Raw genomic sequence first — 16,682 nt, 5'->3', positions numbered from 1 at the left:
ACCCGGTAATACGGCTGTCCGGCACCGACCGTTCACCGCCGTACGGGTCGACGTCTCCCGGGTCAGGTCACCGCGGGGTGGCGGACCCGGTGGCACAGGGCCGGGGTGCGGCCGTCGGCCAGCAGCGGCATGACCACGGGGAGTTCCTCGAAGGCGCACTCCCCGGTGATCAGCGCGTCCAGAGCCGGATCGGTGAGCAGATCGAGGGCGAGGGCGAGACGGTCGGCGTGGCTCCGGCCGGCGCGGCGGGCCGGGGAGACAGTGCCGACCTGGCTGCCGCGAATGACCAGGCGGCGGGAGTGGAAGGACTCGCCGAGCGGCAGGCTCACCCGGCGGTCGCCGTACCAGCTCAGTTCGAGGACGGTGCCCTCGGGGGTGAGGAGTTCCAGGGCGCGGGTCAGTCCGTGCTCGGTGGCGCTGGCGTGGACGACGAGATCGCGGTCGCCGAGGGCGTCCTCGGGGGCGGCGAACTCCACGCCGAGGGCGGCGGCGGTGGCCGCGCGCGCCGGGTCGGCGTCGACGAGCTGCACCTGGACGCCGGGGAAGCGGGCCAGCAGGGCGGCGACCGAGCAGCCGACCATGCCGCCGCCGACCACCGTGACCCGGTCGCCGATCAGCGGCGCCGCGTCCCACAGCGCGTTCACGGCGGTCTCCACGGTCCCGGCGAGCACGGCCCGCGCGGCGGGCACCGACTCCGGTACGGGGGTGACGGCGGCGGCGGGGACGACGTAGCGCGTCTGGTGCGGGTAGAGGCAGAAGACGGTCCGGCCGACCAGGGTGTCCGGGCCCTCCTCGACCGTGCCGACGCTGAGGTAGCCGTACTTGACCGGGGCGGGGAAGTCGCCCTCCTGGAACGGGGCGCGCATGGTGGTGTGCTGACTGGCCGGGACGCCGCCGCGGAAGACCAGGGTCTCGGTGCCGCGGCTGATCCCGGAGTAGCGGGCCCGGACGACGACCTCGCCGGGGCCCGGTTCCGGGAGGGTGACCGGGCGGATCTCGCCCTCACCCGGCCGGGCGAGCCAGAACGCGTACGCGGAGCGGTTCATCCGGGTCCCCCTGAACCATCGGGAAGGTGTTCACGTACCTGGTGTGCACAGGCCGCGCACAGTACGCGGCGACGGACGACTCTGTCACACGGCCGGAGGATGCGCGGTGGCCCTGAACAACACCCTTGGAGCCGGGACCTGTCCCGGGACCCGGCCGGTTCTCCGGGAACCCGCTGTCGGCGCGGGGGCGCAGCTTCTGCTGCTGGCGCTGCTCGGCGCGGCGATCGGGCTGGGGCCCGCGGGCTGGCTGAGCGGGCTGGTCTTCGCGGTCGCCCTGTGGGCGGTGCTGTCGGCGGCGGTCCGCCGCTCGCGGCTGAGCCGGTTCGGTCCGGCCAACCGGGTCACCCTGGGCCGCGCCACCCTGGTCGGCGGGGTGACGGCGCTGGTCGCGGACTCGTTCCGGTCGGCGCCGCCGGTCACGCTGCTGGTCGGTCTGACGGCGGTGGCGCTGATCCTGGACGGGGTCGACGGCAGGGTGGCGCGCCGCACCGGCACCTCGTCGGCGCTGGGCGCCCGCTTCGACATGGAGGTCGACGCGTTCCTGATCCTGGTGCTGAGTGTGTATGTGTCGCTGTCGCTGGGGCCGTGGGTGCTGCTGATCGGCGGGATGCGGTACGTGTTCGTGGCCGCGGCGTGGCGGTGGCCGTGGCTGACCGCGCCGCTGCCGCCGAGCACGGCCCGCAAGACGGTGGCCGCGCTGCAAGGGGTGCTGCTGCTGGTGGCGGGGGCGCGGATGCTGCCGTGGGCGGTGAACGCGGGGGTCGTGGCCCTGGCGCTGGCGCTGCTGGTGTGGTCGTTCGGGCGGGATGTGCGGTGGCTGTGGCGGACGTCCCGGCGGGCCCTGCGGGTGACGCCGGTGGTGGTGCGGATCGGGGTGGAGGAGGGTGGGGTGGTGGTGCTGGAGCCGGTGGCGGGCTGACGTCCCGTCGGGTCACGCGGGTGCAGTCCCGCCGCCCCGCCGGTCCCCTCGGCCACGGGGGCGGCTCCCCGCGGAGCAGCGCTGACGCCGGGCAGCGGCCCCGCAGGAGGGGTGACAGGGATCCCGGCCGGGCTGTCCCTCTCCTCGGATCCGGCGCCGGGGCGCTGTCCCTCTTCCCGGGCCCCGCGCCAGGGCGCCGTCCCGGTCATCCGGTCCGGCGCCGGGGTGCTGTCCCTCCCGTCAGGCCCCGCGCCGAAACGCCCTCTCGTTCACCGACCCCCACGCCGAAACGCCATCCCCCTCACCGACCCCCACGCCGAAGCACCGTCCCCCTCACCAGCCCCCACGCCGAAGCCCCCGAGGCCACCCGATCCCGCCCGCCGTGCTCACCGCCAGGGCGCCGAGCAGGGCGAGGACGGTGGCGGGGGCGAGGACGGACCAGGGGGCGCGTTCGGCGTAGGGCTGGTTCTCGGCGAGGAGCAGGCCCCATTCGGGGTGCGGCGGCTGGGCGCCGAGGCCGAGGAAGGCGAGGGAGGCGAGGGTGAGGGCGATGCCGGGGAGGCGGAGCAGGGCGTGGCGGGTGACCGGCGGGACGATCGCGGGGAGCAGTTCGTGGCGGAGCAGATACCAGGGGCCGGCGCCGAGGGCGCGGGTGGCGGTGAGGTGGAGGGCGGCGCGTTCCTGGGCGAGGAGGGCGGAGGTGTGGGTGGCCAGCGGTGCCCAGGCGACGGCGGCCACGGCGAGGGCGGGGGTGCCGGGGCCGCGTCCGGCGAGCGCGGTGACGAGGAGGGCGCCGAGGACGGGCGGTACGGCGTTGACGGTGTCGGCGATCGGGCCGGAGAGGCGGGGCAGCAGTCCGAGGGCGACCCCGGCGACCAGGGTGGCGGCGGTGAGGGCGAGGGCGAGGAGCAGGGTGTCGACGGCGCCGTGGGCGACCCGGGCGAGCAGATCGCGGCCGAGGGCGTCGGTGCCGAACGGGTGGGACCGGGAGGGGGGCCGCAGCCGCTGTCCGGTGTCGAGGGCGAGGGGGTCGCGGGGCAGCCCGGCGGCGATCACGGTCAGCAGTACGGCGGTGAGGGCCCAGGGCAGGACGGTACGGGGCGCCGGGGTGCGGCGGTGCAGGGTGGGCAGGGCGCCGTCGGCGAGGGCGGGGCCGATGAGGAGGCGGGCCAGGAGATGGGCGGCGCCCGTCGCGCAGGCGGCGAGCAGGACGAGGGCGAGGGTGCCGGCCTGGAGCACCGGGAGGTCCTGGGCGAGGGCCGCCCGGAGCGTGGTCCGGCCGAGGCCGGGGATGTCGAAGATCTGCTCCACGGCGACCGCGCCGCCCGTCATGCCGACGACGAAGAGCCCGGCGTTGGGCAGCAGCGCGGGCAGGGTGCGGCGGACCGCCTGGCGGGCGACGCGCCGCGCCGGTATGCCCCGGGCGGCGGCGGCCCGCGCCCAGGGTTCGGCGAAGGCGCCGGGCAGCAGGTCGTCCAGGAGCCGCCCGAGGACCGCCCCGGCGGACAGGCCGAGGGCGAGGCCGGGCAGCAGGGTGTACTGGGGGCCGTACCAGCCGAGGGCGGGCAGCCAGCCGAGGTGGACGCCGACGACGGTGGCGAGCACGGACGCGGTGAGGAACTCGGGCAGCGCGGCGAGCACCGCCGATCCGCTGCCGCCGGGTCGGCCCCGGCCTCCGGTGCGCAGGGTGCGGGCGCAGACCAGGGCGGCGGTGAGCGCGGCGACGGCCAGGGCGACGGCGGTCAGCAGCAGGGAGACGCCGAGCGCCTGGAGGACGGTGGGGGCGACCTCGGCGCCGGAGATCCAGGAGCGTCCGGCGTCGCCGCGGGGCAGCCCGGCGAGCCAGTCGCCGAGCAGTCGCAGCGGGCCCCGGTCCAGACCCAGTTCCGCCCGGACGGCGGCCAGCGCCTCGGGGGTGGGGTCGCGGTCACCGGCGCGGGCCCTCAGCACCGTGCGGGCGGGGTCGGTGCGGGCGAGCCAGGGCAGCAGGCCGACCAGGGCGACCAGCAGCGCGGCCAGCAGGGCACGCCAGAGCAGCGGACCGGCCGTACGTCGCACGGGCGGGCCCCGTCAGCGCCGGGTGGCGGGGGTGACGAGGGTGCGCTCGTAGGGGTCGAGGCGGACCTCGCGCACGCTCTCCCCGACGCCGGTGATGATCCGCTGGTGGACGAGGGGGATCACGGCGTCGGTGGCCATGAGGCGGGCCTCGGCGGTCAGGGCGGCGTCCCGGCGCCGCTCGGTGTCGGCGATGCCCTCGGCCTCGGCGATGAGGCGGTCCACGCCCCGGTCGCAGAGGTGGGCGAGGTTGTAGCCGCCGTCGCAGGAGTAGTCGGAGGCGAGGATGGCGACCGGGTCGCCGGTGTCGACCAGGCTGTTGCGGGCGAGGACGAACGCGTCGAACTTCCCGGCGAGGGCGTCGCTCTCGATGCGTGAGTACTCGCGGACGTCGAGGGTGACCCGGAACCCGGCCTTCTCCAACTGCTGCTTGAGGACCTGGGCGGCCTCGGGCAGCTCGGGCCGGTTGTCGTAGGTGGCCAGGGTGATGGCGGTGCCGTCGGGGTCCTCGGCGTCGGCCCGTCCGGTGGGCTGCTGCCGCCGCTCCCCGGCCCAGCTCACGGCGGGCCCGTAGACGCCGACGCCGGGGTCGGCATGGCCCTCGTAGACACCGTCGGCGAGGGCGGCGGTGTCGACGGCGGCGCGGGCGGCGGCCCGCAGGGCCGGGTCGCGGAAGGCGCCGGTGGTGCTGTTGAGGAGCAGGTTGGTGGTGCGGGTGGTGGCGGTCTCGCGGACCGTGGCCTCGTCCAGGGTGGCGGCCTGGGAGACCGGGATCGCCTCGGCGATGTCGACCTGCCCGGTGCGCAGGGCGGCGGTGCGGGCGGTGCCGTCGGCGATGAAGCGGACGTCGATCCCGGCGGCGCGGGCGGGGTCGCCCCAGTGGTCGTCGTGGCGCCGGAGGGTGGCGGAGGCGGCGCCGGACACCTCGGTCAGGGCGAAGGGGCCGGTGGCGGTGTTGACCGGGTCGACGGAGTCGCCGGTGTACGCGTTCGCCGAGAGGATCCCGAGGTTGGGGCTGGCCAGCCGGAGCGGGAGGACGGGGTCGGGGGCGCCGGTGGTGATCCGTACCGTACGGGGGCCCTCGGCGGTGGCGGTGAGGGTGACGCCGGTCAGGGCGGCGGGCTGCGGCTCGGCCCGGGAGGCGTGGCCGAGGGCGGCGGCGACGGCGGCCGGGGTGACCTCGCCGCCGTCCTGGAAGACGGCCTCGCGCAGGGTGAACTCCCAGGTGCGGTCGTCCTCCCGGGTCCAGCCGGTGGCCAGCGCGGGGACGGCGGTGCCGTCGGCGTCCAGCGCGGTCAGGCCCTCGGTGACACCGAGGCGGCTGAGGATGGTGGCGTCGGCGCCGTACGGGGAGAGCCTCTCGGCGGGCGGGAAGGCGAGCGCGACGCGCAGCCGGGAGCCGTCTTCGGCACGGTCGCCGGAGGTGTCCTCACCGGGACCGGCGGAGAAGCAGCCGGCCAGCAGGGGGGTGATCAGCAGCGGGGCGAGCAGCCGGGGGCGGAACGAGGGGAGGGCGAACGGGTGACGCATGGGGGTGACTACCGGCCGATCGGTATCTCGAAGTGGATGATGCCCTGTCCGCCGCCGGGGTCGTCCCGTTCGTCGTGCACGGCCTTGCCGAGCGAGCGCCAGAACGCCTCGGCGCCGGGCACGGCCGGGTCGGTGTGCAGATACACCGCCCGGTAGTCGTGTCCGGCCGCGAAGTCGAGGAGCGCGGCGACCAAGGTGCGGGCGATGCCGCGGCGCCGGTGCCCGGGGCGGACGTAGATCCGGCGCAGTTGCGCGGTCGGGCCGGACGGGTAGCGGGCGGCGAGGTGCGCCGGGTTGGGCGGGTGCAGGGGGCCGCGGGAGTCCAGCGCCCCGGTGCCGATCACCTCGCCGTCGGCGTCCAGCGCGACGAGGAGGGTGTGGCGGTCGGGGGTGAGGTAGGCGGCGGCCGGATCGATGATGTCCGCGTGCCAGCGGGGCACGTATCCGGAGCCGAAGTCGCGGTACACGGTGTCGAGCATGACCGCCCGCGCACCGTCCACGTCCTGCGGCCCCGCCGTCCTGATGATGAACTCACACACCTGCACATCGTACGCAAGAGGCAAAAGGGGCAGATCGGGGGGTCGCATGGGGAGGGGGCGGGGCGCCGCCACGGGCGGAGGGGCGCACCCTCCGGAGGGTCTCCGCCCCGACCTGCACCCTCCGCGCCGGGCCGGAAGGGTGCGCCCCGGCGCGGAGGGTGCAGCCCGCCGGGGGGTGTGCTCCGCCCGGAGGATGTGCCCCGCCGGGAGGGTGTGCTCCGCCCGGAGGGTGCGCCCCGCCCGAAAGGTGTGCCCCGCCCGGAGGGCTACGCCGCCTCGGCGGCGCGTCCCCGGTGGGCGCGGATGAGGTCGGCGTAGCGGTGGCCGGAGCCCTTGATCGTCCGGCGCTGGGTGGCGTAGTCGACATGGACCAGGCCGAAGCGCTTGGCGTAGCCGTAGGCCCACTCGAAGTTGTCGAGCAGCGACCAGGCGAAGTAGCCGGCCAGCGGGGCGCCCTTGCGGGCGGCGGAGGCGCAGGCGGCGAGATGCCGGACCAGGTACTCCTGGCGCTCGGGGTCGTCGATGGTGCCGTCGGGGCGGATCACGTCGGGGTAGGCCGAGCCGTTCTCGGTGACGTACAGCCTGCGGGCGCCGTACTCCTCGGTGAGGCGGAGCAGCAGGGTCTCGATGCCGCCTGCGTCGACCTCCCAGTCCATGCCGGTGCGCGGGACGCCGCCGCGGCGGACGGTGTCGACATGGGGGGCGGGGGCGCCGGGGGCGTCGGCGACGGTCTGCGGGAAGTAGTAGTTCAGGCCCAGCCAGTCCAGGGGCTGGGCGATGGTGTCCAGGTCGCCGGGGCGTTCGGGCAGGTCGACGCCGTAGACCTCGCGCATGTCGGCCGGGAAGCCGCGGCCGTGCACCGGGTCGAGCCACCAGCGGTTGGTGTGGCCGTCCATGCGGCGGGCGGCGGCGAGGTCCTCGGGGCGGTCGGAGGCGGGGTGGACGGTGGAGAGGTTGTTGACGATGCCGACCTGGGCGCCGGGCACGGCGGCGCGGATGGCCCGGGCGGCGAGGCCGTGGCCGAGGAGGAGGTGGAAGGAGGCGCGGACGGCGGCGGTGAGGTCGGTCCAGCCGGGCGCCATCTTCCCTTCCAGGTGCCCGATCCAGGCGGAGCAGAGGGGTTCGTTGAGGGTGGTCCAGTGGGTGACCCGGTCCCCGAGCCGCTCGGCGACGACGGAGGCGTACGCGGCGAAGTGCTCGGCGGTGGCGCGCTCGGGCCAGCCGCCGCGGTCCTGGAGCACCTGTGGCAGGTCCCAGTGGTAGAGGGTGACGGAGGGGGTGATCCCGGCGGCGAGCAGCCCGTCGATCAGCTCGTCGTAGAAGGCGAGGCCCTTGGCGTTGACCGGGCCGTCGCCGCCGGGCACCACCCGGGGCCAGGCGACGGACAGCCGGTAGGCGTTGGTGCCGAGCCGCCGCATCAGGTCGATGTCCTGGTCGCGGCGGTGGTAGTGGTCGCAGGCGAGGTCCCCGTGGTCGTCATTGTCGATCTTCCCGGGGGTGTGCGAGAAGGTGTCCCAGATCGACGGCGACCTGCCGTCCTCGGCCACGGCGCCCTCGATCTGGTAGGCCGAGGTGGCCGTGCCCCAGAGGAAGTCGTCGGGGAGTGCGGCGAGGTCGATGCGGTCGAAGCGTTCCGACACGGGAGTCCTTTCGGGGTGGGCGGGAGTTCCGGTCACTTGACGGCGCCTCACTTGACGGCGCCGGCGGTGAGACCGGCGACGAGATAGCGCTGGAGGAGCAGGAATCCGGCGACCACGGGCACGCTCACCACCAGTGACGCGGCCATGATCTGGTTCCAGTAGACGTCGTTGAGGGTGGAGTAGCCCTGGAGGCCGACGGCCAGGGTGCGGGTGGTGTCGTTGGTCATGACCGAGGCGAACAGCACTTCGCCCCAGGCGGTCATGAAGGCGTAGACGGCGACCGCGACGATGCCGGGCACGGCGGCCGGGACGACGACCCGGAACAGCGCGCCGAGCGGCCCGCAGCCGTCGACGAGGGCCGCCTCGTCCAGATCGCGGGGCACCGAGTCGAAGTAGCCGATGAGCATCCAGATCGAGAACGGCAGCGAGAAGGTGAGGTAGGTCAGGATCAGCCCGCCGCGCGAGCCGAACAGGGCGATCCCGGTGGCGTTGCCGATATTGACGTAGATCAGGAAGAGCGGGAGGAGGAAGAGGATGCCGGGGAACATCTGGGTGGACAGCACGGTGACCGTGAAGATCCGCCGGCCCCGGAAGCGGTGGCGGCTGACGGCGTAGGCGGCGAACACCGCGATGACGACCGAGCAGACGGTGGCCGCGCCCGCCACGATCAGCGAGTTGAGGAAGTACTTGGCGAGCGGGACGGTCGACCAGATGTCGATGTAGGGGCGGATCGTCAGCTCGCTGGGCAGCCAGCGGAACTGTCCGGTGACGTCGGCGAGCGGCTTGAGCGAGCTGGAGACCATCACATAGACGGGCAGCAGCACGAAGCCGGTGAGCAGGGTGAGGAAGATCCGCCGGGACCAGAGGAAGGAGCGGGGCGGGGCCATCGGGGCGCGGGGCCGGATCCCCGGAGAGCGGGTCCGGATCCCCGGGGAGCCGGGTCGGGCCGCCCTCGGGGAGCGGCTCGGGGGCGCCGGGGAGTGGGAGCGGGCCGCCTCCGGGGAACGGGGCTGAGCCGCCTCCGGGGTGCTGGGCCGGGTCCCCGGGGCGTTGCCGGGTGCGTCAGACATCGGCGGTGTTCCTCCGTCCGCGCGAGGTGAACCAGAGGTAGACGCCGGTCACCAGGAGCAGGAAGAGCAGCAGGAGTACGGACATGGCGGAGCCGGTGCCGAAGTTCCAGGTGACGAAGGACGCCTGGTAGATGTGGACGGAGATGAGATCGGCGGCCTCGGGCGCGGACTTGCCGAACATCACATAGGGCGTGTTGAAATCGTTGAACGTCCACAGGAACAGCACCAGCACCAGCACCTGGTTGACCGGGCGCAGCGAGGGCAGGGTGATCCGGCGGAGCTGCTGCCACATCCCGGCGCCGTCCAGCGCGGCGGCCTCGTACAGATCGCGCGGGATGTTCTGGAGCCCGGCCATCACGATCAGGAACGCGAACGGCCAGCCCTTCCACACCGAGACGGTCAGCAGGGCGTAGAAGCTGTTGTCGCCGATCAGCCAGAAGGACGGGGTGCCGGTGATGCCGAGCTGGTCGTGCAGGACATGGTTCACCAGCCCGTTGTCGTGCTGGAACATGAACACCCAGGTGATGACGGCCGCGTAGACGGGCAGCGCGTACGGCACCAGGAACAGGGCGCGCAGCAGGCCCCGGCCGCGGAAGGTGTCCTGCATGAAGACGGCGGCGGCGGTGCCGATCAGCCAGCACAGGCCGACCGAGAGGACGGTGAAGAGACAGGTGGTGAGGAAGGAGCGGAGCAGGGCCTCGCCGACGGGGGCGTCGAAGTCCACCGCCATCGTGTAGTTGCCGAGGCCGGTCCAGGGGGCGGTGCCCCAGTCGCGGATGTAGAACTGGGTGAGTTCCTTGAAGCTCATCACGATGCCGATGACCATCGGCACCAGATGGACGAGCAGTTCCAGGAGCAGGGCGGGCAGCAGGAGCAGATACGGCAGGGAGACGCGCCGGAGCCGCCCGGAGCGGCGCGGGCGGGGCGCCGTTCCGGGCGGGGACTTGCGCACCGCGCTCTCGCCGGCCGGAGCCGCGGGGCTGGTGGTGGTCACGTCGGCTGCGCTCACGCCGCCGGCATCTGCTGCTGGGCCTTCTCCAGTGCCGCCCGCACCGAGTCCTCGGTCACCGGGCGCCCGGCGGCAGCCTCGGCGAACAGGTCCTTGATGGCGGTGCCGACGGCGGTCTCGAACTGGGACTCGTCGGGCACCTGCGGCGCGGCGACGGCGCTGCCCGCGAGGGTGTCCTTGAGGACGGCGTTGGCGTCGGTGGTGAAGGCGGCGTCGGCCTGGGCGCCCTTGACCGGCGGGATGGAGCTGTAGGCCGTGTTGAGGATCTTCTGCTCGGCGTCGCTGGTCATGAACTTCACGAACTCGGTGGCGCCGTCGAGGTTGTCGCTGTTCTTGAAGACGGCCAGGTTGATGCCCATGACCATGGAGTTGACGCCGGTGCCGGTACCCGGGGCCCCGGACTGGACGGGCACGGGCGCGACCCCATAAGCCTCCTCACTCATCCCCTGCGAGGTGAGGTTGGCCGAGGCGGACTGCCAGAGCAGCATGGCGGTCTTGCCCTTGGCGAAGTCGCTGACGGACTGGTTCTGCGCGTACTCGGCGTTGCCGGGGGCGACGATCTTGTCCTCGGCCATCAGGTCCACGAACTGCTTGACCCCGGTGACGGCGGCGTCGGAGGTGAAGTCGGGCTTGCCGTCGGCGGTGAAGAAGTCGCCCCCGTGCTGCTTCACGAAGACGACGGCGTGATGGATGTTCTCGGCCGGATTGGAGCCCTCGACCGCGAGGCCCCACTTCCCGTCCCCGCTCAGCTTCTTGCCGTCGGCGATCAGCTCGTCCCAGGTGGTGGGCGGCTCGGTGATCCCGGCGTCCGCGAACAACTGCTTGTTGTAGTAGAGCGCGTACGCCATCGAGTACAGCGGGACGGCGGCCGGGGCCTGGCCCGCGGCGCCGGTCGAGCCGAGCGCGGAGTCGACGAAGCGGTCCTTGCCGCCGATCTTGTCGAGGGCCGCCTGGTCCCAGGGCAGCAGCGCGCCGGTGGCCTGGAGGGAGGCGCTCCAGGTGTTGCCGATGTTCAGCACGTCCGGGCCCTGGCCGGAGGTGGTGGCGGTGAGGATCCGGTTCAGCAGATCCGACCAGGGGACGACCTCCAGCTCGACCTTGATGCCGGTCTGCTCCTCGAACTTGTCCAGCTCGGGCTGGAGCACCTCCTTGTCGACCTCGATGCTGGCGCCCTGGTTCGAGGCCCAGTAGGTGAGGGTCTTCGGGGAGTCGTTGGACCCCCCGCCGTCGGTCGCGGACCCACCCCCACAGGCGGAGGCGGCCAGCGCGAGTGACAGGGTGACGGCGCCCACGGCCGCGACTCGGATGCTGCGCATGCAGGGGTGTCCCTTCAGGGAGGCCATCATGGCTTAATTTAGGACGTGAGTTAAACCGTTGCAGCGGACGGCGTCAAGGGATTGGACAGGGGGGTGGGGGGCGTTTCTTGACGGGGGTGGGGGTGGGGTGGGGTGGAGATGGTGGGGGCGTTTCCCGGCGGGAGATGGGGGCGGGGCGGGGTGGAGGCGGTGGGGGGCCATTCGCCGGGGGAGATGGGGGCGGGTGGGGCGGAGTGGAGACGGTGGCGGGGCGTTTCCCGGCGGGAGATGAGGGCGGGGCCGGGTGGAAGCGGTGGCGGGTCGATCCCCCACGGGAGATGAGGGCGGGCCGGGGTGGAAGCGGTGGCGGGCCGATCCCCCGCGGGAGATGAGGGCGGGCCGGGGTGGAAGCGGTGGCGGGTGTTTGGGTTGTGAAGGGGCGGGGGCTGTATGCGGGGTGGGGTGAAGTCGCCGGGACCACATCGCCCTCAGGAGCGGCACGGGGCGAACGCCGGTGACCGCAACGCCGCCAGAGACGGCACGGAGCGGACGCCCGTGACCACAACCCCCTCAGGAGCGGCACGGAGGAACTCCGGTGACCACCACCCCCTCAGGGGCGCGGGGAACTGCGCGACCAGCCCCCGCACACCCGCAGACGAAAGCAACCGCCCCCACCCCACCCCAACCCCCTCACCCCTCAACAAACCCCAACGTCACCTACCCCACCCCACCCCCACCCCCACCCTCAACCCACCTCCGCATAACTCACCCCCCGCCCCACAAACGCCCCCCTCCCCCGCGTCCGCCCCCGCAACCGAGTCGCATACCCGAACAACTCCGCCAACGGCACCACCGCACGGACCACGGTCACCCCACCCCGCACCTCGGTCCCGGCCACCCGAGCACGCATCCCCCCGAGATCCCCGAGGACCGCCCCGACGAAGTCACCCGGCAAGCCTCCAGCGGAGTCACCCGGCACGCCCCCACCAAACCCACCCGGCAAGGACACCTCCACCTCGACCACCGGCTCCAGCAGCACCATCACACTCCGCCGCAACGCCTCCCGCAGAGCGAACCGCCCCGCCGCACGGAACGCCGCCTCCGACGAGTCCTTCACATGCGTCGCCCCGTCCGTGAGCGTGACCCGCACCCCCGTCACCGGGTGCCCGCCGAGCGGCCCCTCGGCCAGCGCGTCCCGGCAGCCCGCCTCGACCGCCCGGACGAACTCCCGGGGCACCCGCCCGCCGACCACGGCCGACTCGAACACGAACGACCCCTCCTCCCCCGGCGCCACATCGAGCACGATCTGCGCGAACTGCCCGGCCCCGCCGTCCTGCTTGACATGCCGGTACACCAACCCGGTCACCCCCCGCCGCACGGTCTCCCGGTACGCCACCCGAGGGCGCCCGACCACAAGATCGACCCCGCCCCCGAGGCCCCCGCCGCCACCGTCGCCCCTGCCAGCCGGGTCCCGGCGGAGCTTCTCCACCGCCACGTCCAGATGGAGTTCCCCCCTGCCCGACAGCAGTGTCTGCCCGGTCTCCGGGTCGGTACGGACCACCAGCGACGGATCCTCCTCGGTCAGCCGCGCCAGCGCCCCGGCGAGCCGTCCGGTGTCGGTGGACCGGCGCGCCTCGACCGCCACCGACACCACCGGCTCGGCGATGCCGGGAGGCTCCAGCAGCAGCGGAGCGTCCGGCGCGCACAGGGTGCTGCCCGCGCGGGCCGACTTCAGCCCGATCACGGCCACGATGTCCCCGGCGACAGCCCGCTCCAGCGGCTCGTGCCGGTCGGCCTGCACCCGCAGGATCCGGCCGATCCGCTCCGCCCGGCCCGCCGTCGCGTCCCACACGGTGTCCCCCTTCCCGATCGTGCCCGAGTACAGCCGTACATAGGTCAGCCGGCCGGTCGCCGTGGCGCTCACCTTGAACGCCAGGGCGGCGAGCGGCGCACCGGCATCGGCGGCGCGCTCCTCCTCCGTCCCCCCGCCGCCCGGACCCCGCACGGGCGGTACGTCCGACGGCGACGGCAGATACGCCACCACCGCGTCGAGCAGCGGCTCCACGCCCCGGTCCCGGTACGCCGACCCGCACAGCACGACGACGCCCTCCCCACTGCGGGTGAGGTCGCGCAGGGCGGTGCGCAGGGTGGCGTCCGTGAGCGTGCCCTCGGCACAGAACTCCTCCAGCGCGCCCGGATGCAGCTCCGCCACCGCCTCCTCCAGCGCCCGGCGCCGCCGCCCGGCCTCCGCCCGCAGTTCCTGCGGAACGGGCCCGTCGGCGAGCCGGCCGTCGGTCCACACCAGTGCCCGCCCGCGCACCAGATCGACGACGCCCCGGAAGTCGTCCTCCGCGCCGATCGGCATCTGCACCACCAGCGGGGCCGGGTGCAGCCGCGCCCGGATCGAGGCCACGGCGGTGTCGAGGTCGGCGCCCGCGCGGTCCAGCTTGTTGACGAAGGCGATCCGGGGTACGCCGTACCGGTCGGCCTGCCGCCACACGGACTCGCTCTGCGGCTCCACCCCGGCCACCGCGTCGAACACCGCGACCGCGCCGTCGAGCACGCGCAGCGCCCGCTCCACCTCGTCGGCGAAGTCGACGTGCCCAGGGGTGTCGATCAGATTGAGCCGATGCCCGTCCCACGCGCAGCTCACAGCCGCGGCGAAGATGGTGATCCCCCGGTCCCGCTCCTGCGGGTCGAAGTCGGTGACGGTGGTGCCGTCGTGGACCTCACCCCGCTTGTGGGTGACCCCGGCCGCGAACAGGATCCGCTCGGTGACGGTGGTCTTGCCGGCGTCGACATGGGCGAGGATGCCGAGGTTGCGCACGGTGTCGATGCCGGTGCTGTCATTGATATTGATGAGGTGCTGGTGGTTGCGCACGGCCCGGTGGCCTTTCAGGTGATCCTGACAGGGGCGGCGCGATTCCCGGACGAGCGGACCGCAGGAGCTGCGGAACGGTGTACGAGGCCAAGGGCGGCGGCGGCGTCGGAAGAGCCGTCGCCCGTCGCCTCAGTGGCCCGTCACGGGCATCCGGTACCGGCCGCGCAGCGGGCACCGGACGCCCAAGGACACCAGGATCACCTGGTACCGGGCACGGGAAGGGGAAACGACCACAGCGGTACGGTCACGCACGGCCGGTCCCCTCGTCTCGTCTGCTCTCGTCGGCACGCCGAGTGTAGGGACCGGCGCCCCCACCGGGCACGCCATTTATCAACCCACCCCACTGATCAACCCCCCACCCCCACCCCGTAGAACCGTCTCCGCACCCCCCGCAGCCACGCCTCCACCGCCCGCTCGTCCGGCTCCCCGGGCAGCACTCCGGGGTGGGCGTCGAACGCCTCCTCGAACCGGCGCAGCAGCGGGCGCGCCGCCTCCGGGTCGTCGGCGACCTGTTCACCGAACCGGCGGAACGCCTCCGGGTCGTCCAGCCGCACCGTCAGCCGCCCGGTGCGGTACAGCTCATAGCCCTGGTGGCAGAGCCGTTTGAGATGGCGGGCGTGTTTGGCGACGCGGGTGCGGGCGCCGGCGGACAGGGGACCGTCGCCGCGCTGCTCCAGCCTGCGGAACTGCTGGACGGCGTACCCGAGATACGCGTCCCGGACCCGGCGGGCGCTCAGGAAGCGGGTGCGGATGCCGATCAGCTCGTCCCCCGGCTCGGTCCTCACCTCGTACAACTCCTCCGGCAGCCAGACCAGTTCCATCACCGTCGGATTTCCGGCGAGGGCCAGCCGGCACCACTTGGCCGCCTCGTGCAGGGTGCGGTCGGGGTGGGTGGTGACATACGACTGCTGAGGCGGGCGCAGACCGTGCAGTTCCTCGGTCGGGGCGGCGAAGAGACCGAGCCGGTCGATGTCGGAGTCCTGGTGGGCGAGCCCATAGGCGGTGGAGCCGACGATCCCGGAGAGCAGAAGATGCCGCCCTCCCACCGCCTCCGCCGACCCCCCGGCCACCCCCACCGTCGCCGTCGCCGTCGCCGTCGCGGTCGCGGTAGCGGTCGCCCCCGTGCTCCCCGCCGCCATACCGTCCCCGCCCGTCGCATTGCTCCCGTCCGTCGTGGTCATGCCTGTGGTACCCCCCTGGTGCCGAACGCGCCGCCCGCCCGGACGGGCGGTGGCGAACCGTCATGATGCACAGCCACTACTCCGGACGGCCTCCTCTTTTCCGTCCCGCGCCGTCCCGGTCGTGGACGCGGCCCGGCCCACCCGGTACTCCAGGAGGACGGCCCCCGGAAACCGACAGGAGCGGACGACCGTGCAGACCCCGACCCGAACCCTCACCACCCGCTGCTGTGTCGTCGGCGGCGGCCCCGCCGGCCTGATGGCGGGCCTGCTGCTGGCCCGGCAGGGCGTGGACGTGACCGTGCTGGAGAAGCACGGCGACTTCCTGCGCGACTTCCGCGGCGACACCGTGCACCCCTCGACCCTCCAGGTCCTGGACGAGCTGGGGCTGATCGAGGAGTTCCTGCGGATCCGGCACAGCGAGGTGCGCACCCTCTCCGTGGAGACCCCGGCCGGGTCCCTCGAACTCGCCGACTTCTCCCGGCTCCCCGGCAAGTACCGGTACATCGCCTTCATGCCGCAGTGGGACCTCCTGGACTTCCTCGCCCGCAAGGCGCGGGAGCTGCCGTCGTTCCGACTGGTCCTCACGGCCGAGGCGACGGACCTCGTCCGGGCGGACGGCCGGGTGCTGGGGGTGCTGGCCCGGACGGCGGACGGCCCGCTGGAGGTCCACAGCGATCTGGTGCTCGCCGCCGACGGACGGCACTCGGCGGTGCGCCGCGCGGCCGGGCTGCCGCTGTCGGTGAGCGAGGCCCCGATGGATGTGCTGTGGTTCCGGCTGAGCCGCGAGCCCGGCGAGACCATGGGCTTTCTGCGCACCGGCCCCGGCCATCTCCTCATCACCATCGACCGCGGCGACTACTGGCAGACGGCCTTCGTCATCCCGTCCGGCGGCTATGCCACCGTGCGCGCCGAGGGTCTGGCGCGGCTGCGCGAGCGGATCGCCTCCGTGCGCGGCGCGTTCGCGGACCGTCTGGAGCGGGAGATCACCGACTGGGACGACCTGAAGCTCCTCAACGTACGCGTCGACCGGCTGCGCACCTGGTGGCGGCCGGGCCTGCTGTGCATCGGGGACGCGGCGCACGCGATGTCCCCGGCGGGCGGGGTCGGCATCAACCTCGCCGTGCAGGACGCGGTCGCCGCCGCCCGGATGCTCGGCCCCACCCTCAGGGCCGGGCGCACCCCCGCCGCACGCCAACTGGCCGCCGTCCAGCGCCGCCGCTCGCTGCCGGTACGGGCGGTGCAGCTCGTCCAGGTCCGACTGATGAGGGACCTGTACCCGACAGGAGCGGGAACAGGAACCGGGACGGGGACAGGGGTAGGAACGGGGACGGGGACGGGGACGGGAACGGAAATGGGGGCAGCGGCGGGGGCGGAAACAGGGACGGGGATGGAACCCGGAACGTACGGCAGGCCCCCGCTCGCCTTCCGGGCCGTGCGCCGGTTCCCGTTCCTGCGCCACTGGACGGCCCGCTTCATCGGACTGGGCCTGCGCCCGGAGCACGTGGACTGAACACCCC

12 protein-coding genes are annotated in these 16,682 nt (G+C 73.8%); 2 read left to right on the top strand and 10 right to left on the bottom strand.

All coding sequences use genetic code 11. The features are described 5' to 3' along the window. Positions 1–62 precede the first annotated feature (62 nt). Positions 63–1,046: a zinc-binding alcohol dehydrogenase gene (locus AB0O01_RS31190; protein ID WP_365318604.1), complete on the bottom strand. Its 984-nt coding sequence runs from the start codon at positions 1,044–1,046 to the stop codon at positions 63–65. A 106-nt stretch (positions 1,047–1,152) separates the two neighbouring features. On the opposite strand from AB0O01_RS31190, the gene AB0O01_RS31185 reads away from it, so the two are divergent. Continuing rightward, positions 1,153–1,965: a CDP-alcohol phosphatidyltransferase family protein gene (locus AB0O01_RS31185; RefSeq protein ID WP_365318602.1), complete on the top strand. Its 813-nt coding sequence runs from the start codon at positions 1,153–1,155 to the stop codon at positions 1,963–1,965. 333 nt (positions 1,966–2,298) lie between these two features. Here AB0O01_RS31185 and AB0O01_RS31180 read toward each other — a convergent pair whose 3' ends face one another. The 9 genes from AB0O01_RS31180 to AB0O01_RS31140 all read right to left on the bottom strand — a co-directional run bounded on the left by AB0O01_RS31180 (position 2,299) and on the right by AB0O01_RS31140 (position 15,030). Next, positions 2,299–4,023, bottom strand: a complete 1,725-nt coding sequence (locus AB0O01_RS31180) for an ABC transporter permease subunit (protein ID WP_365318601.1) — start codon at positions 4,021–4,023, stop codon at positions 2,299–2,301. Positions 4,024–4,035: 12 nt separating this feature from the next. Beyond that, a complete protein-coding gene (locus tag AB0O01_RS31175; RefSeq protein WP_365318599.1) occupies positions 4,036–5,550 on the bottom strand; it encodes an ABC transporter substrate-binding protein in 1,515 nt (504 codons plus the stop codon). Between the two features lie 8 nt (positions 5,551–5,558). After that, positions 5,559–6,089 carry a GNAT family N-acetyltransferase gene (locus AB0O01_RS31170; protein WP_365318598.1) on the bottom strand — a complete coding sequence of 177 codons (531 nt, stop codon included), beginning with the start codon at positions 6,087–6,089 and terminating at the stop codon, positions 5,559–5,561. Positions 6,090–6,355: 266 nt separating this feature from the next. Then, on the bottom strand, positions 6,356–7,765 hold the full coding sequence (locus AB0O01_RS31165) for a GH1 family beta-glucosidase (protein WP_365318596.1): 1,410 nt from the start codon (positions 7,763–7,765) through the stop codon (positions 6,356–6,358). 11 nt (positions 7,766–7,776) lie between these two features. Continuing rightward, a complete protein-coding gene (locus AB0O01_RS31160; RefSeq protein WP_365318693.1) occupies positions 7,777–8,616 on the bottom strand; it encodes a carbohydrate ABC transporter permease in 840 nt (279 codons plus the stop codon). Positions 8,617–8,791: 175 nt separating this feature from the next. Continuing rightward, positions 8,792–9,793, bottom strand: coding sequence for a sugar ABC transporter permease (locus tag AB0O01_RS31155; RefSeq protein WP_365318691.1), 1,002 nt, complete (start codon positions 9,791–9,793; stop codon positions 8,792–8,794). Between the two features lie 11 nt (positions 9,794–9,804). Continuing rightward, the gene (locus AB0O01_RS31150) at positions 9,805–11,124 is read right to left on the bottom strand and encodes a sugar ABC transporter substrate-binding protein (protein ID WP_365318594.1); all 1,320 of its coding nucleotides are present in this window, start codon (positions 11,122–11,124) and stop codon (positions 9,805–9,807) included. A gap of 724 nt (positions 11,125–11,848) precedes the next feature. Beyond that, positions 11,849–13,984 carry an elongation factor G gene (gene fusA, locus AB0O01_RS31145; protein WP_365318593.1) on the bottom strand — a complete coding sequence of 712 codons (2,136 nt, stop codon included), beginning with the start codon at positions 13,982–13,984 and terminating at the stop codon, positions 11,849–11,851. Positions 13,985–14,331: 347 nt separating this feature from the next. After that, positions 14,332–15,030, bottom strand: coding sequence for a nucleotidyltransferase domain-containing protein (locus tag AB0O01_RS31140; RefSeq protein ID WP_365318689.1), 699 nt, complete (start codon positions 15,028–15,030; stop codon positions 14,332–14,334). 325 nt (positions 15,031–15,355) lie between these two features. Between AB0O01_RS31140 and AB0O01_RS31135 the strand changes: the two genes are divergently transcribed. Continuing rightward, complete coding sequence (locus AB0O01_RS31135; RefSeq protein WP_365318591.1) at positions 15,356–16,675, top strand: FAD-dependent oxidoreductase; 1,320 nt, start codon at positions 15,356–15,358, stop codon at positions 16,673–16,675. The last annotated feature ends 7 nt before the right edge of the window (positions 16,676–16,682 follow it).

The sequence above is a fragment of the Streptomyces sp. NPDC093252 genome, from assembly GCF_040683675.1.
In the GTDB taxonomy this organism is placed as follows: Bacteria; Actinomycetota; Actinomycetes; order Streptomycetales; family Streptomycetaceae; genus Streptomyces.
Note: the sequence above shows the minus strand (reverse complement) of the source record. Positions and strands in the feature narration are given on the sequence as shown.